This is a genomic window from Gluconobacter sp., assembly GCF_047722525.1.
GTDB lineage: Bacteria > Pseudomonadota > Alphaproteobacteria > Acetobacterales > Acetobacteraceae > Gluconobacter.
Map to the genome: position 1 here is coordinate 1 of NZ_JBDNYY010000054.1, position 4985 is coordinate 4985.

Below are 4985 nucleotides of genomic sequence, written 5' to 3' on the forward strand. Positions count from 1 at the left end.
GGGCTCTGGGAGTTCTGACCTGGGGTGGGCTGCGGGGAGGCATTTCCGTTGCGCTGGCTCTGGGACTGCCGGCGGGGGAATTGCGCGATACGCTGCTGCCCGTATGTTACGGGGTCGTGGTGTTCACCATCATCGTACAGGGGCTGACGATGGGACGGGTGGTGCGCTGGCTGTATCCCGAGGCTGTGCCGCCCGCCTGAGACAGGGACTTCAGGAAAAGGTGTTCGGCAGGCTCTGTGGGTTCCGTCAGGACGCTGTGATAGGTTCGGAAAACAGAGAGTTCTGTTGGAGTATTTTCAGATGATACGCTTGAAGCATTTCACGGGTTTCACGATGGCCGCGGCACTGGGCGCGGGGCTGGTTGCGTCCCAGCCTGCATCCGCGACCCCGCTACCGGGGCAGGCGACCTGCTGGCAGTCGAACGTGGGTGAAGATCCGCGCCCCGAAGTGAGCTGTCAGAGCCTTTCGCCAGAGTTTCTGCGCAAGCTGGAACATGCGACGCCAGCCCAGGTGAGCAAACTGTTCGGCGTGCCGGGAAAAGACGGGAAGCCGACCTATTTTGAAGGCGTTGGCAAGATCCCGGGTTTTCACAACGGTTATGTTGATCTGGTGTACGGCAAGGGGCACGTGACGAATGTGAGTGCCGTCACGACCGAGTTCCAGACCAACGGCATGGCAGGCCCTGAAATGGATTTCCGCTGGGATTCCGTGAAGGGTGAGTGCTCGGATTTTCCGGGTTCGGGCACCCGCTGCAATGCCGTTGAATAAGATCCCGTCCTGAGGCTAACCCTCTCCTCCTCTTGCGGATCAGGGGGCAGGAGGGCCGGGCAGAAGGGTGACGGGTGGCAGGACATGGATCGTTGTCTTGCCAAAATACCGCATGGCGGACTGGACATCCCATCCTGCTCCGCCAGCATGATAGGTTCCAGGTTCCCAGTGCCAGTAGTGAAAAGCGGGAGAGGTTGTGCCCTCCGGGTAGATCATCGTCGTTCCGGGGGCGAGGCCCGATGCCCAGAGACTTTGATGGGCGGCCTTTTCCAGAGGCAGGCCGGCGACGGCCAGTGACAGGTCCGGCAGCCGCCAGCGCCCCGTCCATCCGACAAAGATCAGCAGTCCCATCAGGGCGCAGGCTTCCAGCGTATTCCGGGAGGTCCTGTTCTGCGGCAGGGATGACAGTTTCCCTGACAGCACCGTACTCAGGGCTCCCGCAAGCAGCACGATAAGCAGGAAAGACAGATCCAGTCGGAATGCTTCATGACGCTGGCAGCACAGGAAGCCAAATCCGTAAAACGCTGCTGCAATCGTCAGATAGAGCGTGCCTGTGAGGGCAAAGGCCGGCAGCATGAGAGTGCGCAGGCCGGGGCGGATGCCACAGGTCATGAAAAGTGCTGTCAATGTACCGGTCAGGATCGTTTTCAGGGCAATGCCAGTGAGGATCGCAGAGCGGGTGAAGGTGCTTCCCGTACTCATTTCGTCCGGCTGGAGGGCGAGCAGGGTTTTCAGGAACGGGCCGAAAGAGGCAGCGATGCTTGCCCACACATGGCCGTGGGTGGGGGTGAACGGGAAACCTCCACCGTTCATGCGGTGATTGAAGATCATGCCGGCGGCCAGGCAGAGCCATGTTCCTGCTGGGAGAAGGAGCCAGTTCCGTTGTTTTTCCGGCAGGCTGCTGCGAAAAAACAGGGCCTGCACGCCCCGTCCGCCCAGCCACAGCGTGCCAAGAAAAAGTCCGGCTTCACTCGACGTCATGGCGAGGGTCAGGAGCAGGGCTTCCTGCCTGCCCGACAGGATGCCGGCGGTCACAAGCAGGACCAGTCCACAGGCTGAGGCCAGAACGGGAAGATGGGCGATCGTTGCCATCGGCCAGTAGAACAGGTCCGCGGAGGGATGGCCCAGCATGAAAATGGCTGCGAGGGACGCCGGGATCAGGATGCGCGCGGGCAGGGGAATGCGGGCATGACGGAGGAAGGGGAGAAACGCCACTGTTGCGCAGAACAGCCAGGTCAGGGCGAGAAATACCCATGCCAGTGGCCTGTGGAGCATGTTGACGAGCGTGCCGTAACCGAAAATGACAATTTCTGAAAAGGGGCGCATGCTCCAGTGCAGCATTCTGTCAGTCAGGAATGACAGACCCTGATCCCGGATATTGGCGAAATAGTCGTATTCGTCGCCTTGCCAGACGGCTGCGGGAAGGATGAAAGCCTGCAGGGCGATCACCAGAACCATCACGCTCAGCACAAGGCCATAGGCCATTCCGGAAAGCTCCGGGCCTCTGGTGTTCGGGGCGCCGGGGCCGTGGGGCGTTGTCTGGGGCATGTGAGGCTCTAGGAGCAGGGGTGACAGTGTTCCGGCGTGATGCTGCGCAGATAGGCGGCAAATTCGCGGAATACGGGGGCACGGGGGTCGGACGCGCGCCAGGTCAGGCCGATTGTGCGGCGTGCTTCGGGTTCGGGCAGGATGCGGACGGTAATCAGGTCCTCGAAGTCGGTGCGATTGCGCAGGGCGAGCTGGGGAATGAGGGAGAAGCCTTCGCCTGCGCCGATCATGTACCACAGCATCTCGAGGCTGGTAGCCAGGCGCTGTTCGCTGCCTCGGGGTTCCGCCGGGCAGATGGACAGGGCCTGATCGCGCAGGCAGTGCCCGTCCTCCAGCAGAAGCAGGTCCGGTCGGCCGAGCTGGCTGAGGGACAGTTTCGGTTTCCGGGCCAGTTCATGTGTGCTCGGGAAAACGGCGAGGAAGGATTCCTCGAAAAGCGGTGCGCTTTCCAGGGCATCGGATGGGGCGGGGAGAGCCATCAGCGCAACATCCAGCTCGCTGTTGCGCAGAGCATGGACGAGCGTGTTCGTCATGCTTTCGCGCAGACGCAGGCTGAGGGAGGGATAATGTTCCCGCAGACGCGGCAGGAGCCCCGGAATGTAATAGGGGCCAAGCGTGGGGATGACCCCGAGCCTCAATGCACCTTCCATCGGACCGGTCTGGGCGCGAGCGACTTCGAGCAGGTTGCGGGCGGCCGCCAGGACCTCCCGCCCAAGTGCCAGCAGGCGTTCGCCATCCGGGGTCGGGGCGACATGACGCCGTGAACGCTCGAAAAGCGTCACGTCCAGAAGCTGCTCGAGCTTGCGGACCTGTTCGGACAGTCCCGCCTGACTGACACCGCAGCGTTCTGCCGCGCGGGAGAAGTTGCGCAGGTCATCGACCGCCACCACATATTCGATATCGCGCAGGGAAAGGCCGGAGAGGGGAACATAGCTCATGAGCCATAGATATGACCGAACAACCTGATGGGGAAGTGCGGTTCTGCCTGTCATGGAAAAATAACGGCAAGGTAGGGTCGCGGACGGCTGCATCACAAAACAGGGTTTGTGCCCCGTGATCGGTGGTTCTGATAGGTTTTTATCGATAATTCGGTTCTGTCGATCAGTCATATTGACAGGAACTGTTTCCTGTCTCTCTCTTCCTGTGGGACACAGAGTCCGCAACGCAACATCAACCCAAGGTCAGGAGACAGTCTGATGGTTCGCATCAACTCCCCGCTGAAGCCCTTCTCTACCGATGCTTTCCGCAACGGTGAGTTCCTCACGGTCACGGACTCCGACGTTCGCGGCAAGTGGGCCGTTTTCTTTTTCTATCCGGCCGACTTCACGTTCGTCTGCCCGACGGAACTTGAAGACCTCGCTGACAACCAGGCCGCTTTCGACAAGCTGGGCGTGGAAATCTATTCCGTCTCCACGGACAAGCATTTCACGCACAAGGCCTGGCACGACACGTCCCCGGCCATTGGCAAGATCAAGTACACGATGCTTGGTGACCCGACGGGTACGATCGCACGCAATTTTGATGTGCTGATCGAGGAAGCCGGTCTGGCTGATCGCGGCACGTTCCTGATCGATCCGGAAGGCAAGATCCAGTACATCGAGATCACCGCCGGTGGCGTTGGCCGTAGTGCTTCCGAACTGCTCGACAAGATCCAGGCTGCCCAGTATGTCGCAAGCCATCCGGGTGAAGTCTGCCCGGCCAAGTGGAAGGAAGGCGGCGAGACGCTGAAGCCGTCCCTCGACCTCGTCGGCAAGATCTGATCCGCTCCCGGATCTGATGAGGGTGGGGCTTTCGGGTTCCACCAGCCTCCGCCTCCTTCACTGGAGGCGGCTGAGCCGGACAGTCTTCCGGTTCCAAATTATCCAGTCCCGAAATCCGGAGAAAAACAATGCTTCAGGACGACCTGAAAACCCAGATGCGCGCCTATATGGAGTACCTGCGTGATGCGGTCGTGCTTGAGGCGACCCTTGGCGCGGATGCCCGCTCTACTGAAGTGCGCGGCCTGCTGGAAGACATTGCCAGCCTGTCCCCCAAGGTGACGTTTTCGGACAAGGGGCAGGGCTCCCGCACGCCATCCTTCGTGATCCGTCGTCCCAGCACCGATATCCAGGTTTGCTTTGCGGGTCTGCCGATGGGGCACGAGTTCACGTCCCTGGTACTGGCGCTGCTTCAGGTCAGCGGCCATCCGCCGAAGATCGAGGCGGATGTGGTCGAACAGATCCGTGCGCTGGACGGCGACTTCCATTTCGAGACGTATTTCTCCCAGTCCTGCCAGAACTGCCCGGACGTGGTGCAGGCGCTCAATGCCATGAGCGTGCTGAACCCGAAGATCCATCACACGGCCATTGATGGCGCGGATTTTCAGGATGAAGTGGAACGCCTCGGCATCCGCTCTGTCCCGCAGGTCTATCTGAATGGCGAGCCTTTTGCGTCGGGCCGGATGGAAGTGGCGGATATTCTTGCCAGGCTGGATACGGCTTCGGTCGCGCGTTCGGCCGAAAAGCTGAACGATATGGCGCCGTTCGATGTGCTGGTGCTTGGTGCGGGGCCTGCGGGCGACGCGGCGGCGATCTATTCCGCCCGTAAGGGTCTGCGCACGGGTCTTGTGGCGGAGCGGTTTGGCGGTCAGGTCATGGACACGGCCGGGATCGAGAACTTCATTTCCGTGC

General features: G+C 61.0%; 6 protein-coding genes. 4 read left to right on the forward strand and 2 right to left on the reverse strand.

Annotated elements, in window-relative coordinates; translation table 11 throughout:
* Together ABF859_RS15355 and ABF859_RS15360 are read left to right on the forward strand one after the other, a co-directional pair.
* Positions 1–200: cation:proton antiporter (locus ABF859_RS15355; RefSeq protein WP_415528501.1), on the forward strand; the 200-nt coding region annotated here is incomplete at its 5' end.
* 100 nt (positions 201–300) lie between these two features.
* The gene (locus ABF859_RS15360; RefSeq protein ID WP_415528503.1) at positions 301–768 is read left to right on the forward strand and encodes a hypothetical protein; all 468 of its coding nucleotides are present in this window, start codon (positions 301–303) and stop codon (positions 766–768) included.
* Between the two features lie 39 nt (positions 769–807).
* Here ABF859_RS15360 and ABF859_RS15365 read toward each other — a convergent pair whose 3' ends face one another.
* Positions 808–2316 carry a hypothetical protein gene (locus ABF859_RS15365; protein ID WP_415528504.1) on the reverse strand — a complete coding sequence of 503 codons (1509 nt, stop codon included), beginning with the start codon at positions 2314–2316 and terminating at the stop codon, positions 808–810.
* Positions 2317–2324: 8 nt separating this feature from the next.
* Positions 2325–3254 (reverse strand): hydrogen peroxide-inducible genes activator, encoded by a 930-nt coding sequence (locus ABF859_RS15370; RefSeq protein WP_415528505.1) that lies wholly within the window; start codon positions 3252–3254, stop codon positions 2325–2327.
* Between the two features lie 258 nt (positions 3255–3512).
* Here ABF859_RS15370 and ahpC point away from each other — a divergent pair, with 258 nt between their 5' ends.
* Together ahpC and ABF859_RS15380 are read left to right on the forward strand one after the other, a co-directional pair.
* A complete protein-coding gene (gene ahpC, locus ABF859_RS15375) occupies positions 3513–4076 on the forward strand; it encodes an alkyl hydroperoxide reductase subunit C (RefSeq protein WP_415528506.1) in 564 nt (187 codons plus the stop codon).
* A 128-nt stretch (positions 4077–4204) separates the two neighbouring features.
* Positions 4205–4985 (forward strand): thioredoxin family protein (locus ABF859_RS15380; protein ID WP_415528507.1); only part of this gene is annotated, 781 nt, incomplete at its 3' end.

What these genes read in the sequence shown, in the direction of transcription:
- ABF859_RS15360 (WP_415528503.1), top strand. Translation starts at nt 301, where the DNA reads ATGATACGCTTGAAGCATTTCACGGGTTTCACGATGGCCGCGGCACTG.
- ABF859_RS15365 (WP_415528504.1), bottom strand. Translation starts at nt 2,316, where the DNA reads ATGCCCCAGACAACGCCCCACGGCCCCGGCGCCCCGAACACCAGAGGC.
- ABF859_RS15370 (WP_415528505.1), bottom strand. Translation starts at nt 3,254, where the DNA reads ATGAGCTATGTTCCCCTCTCCGGCCTTTCCCTGCGCGATATCGAATAT.
- ahpC (WP_415528506.1), top strand. Translation starts at nt 3,513, where the DNA reads ATGGTTCGCATCAACTCCCCGCTGAAGCCCTTCTCTACCGATGCTTTC.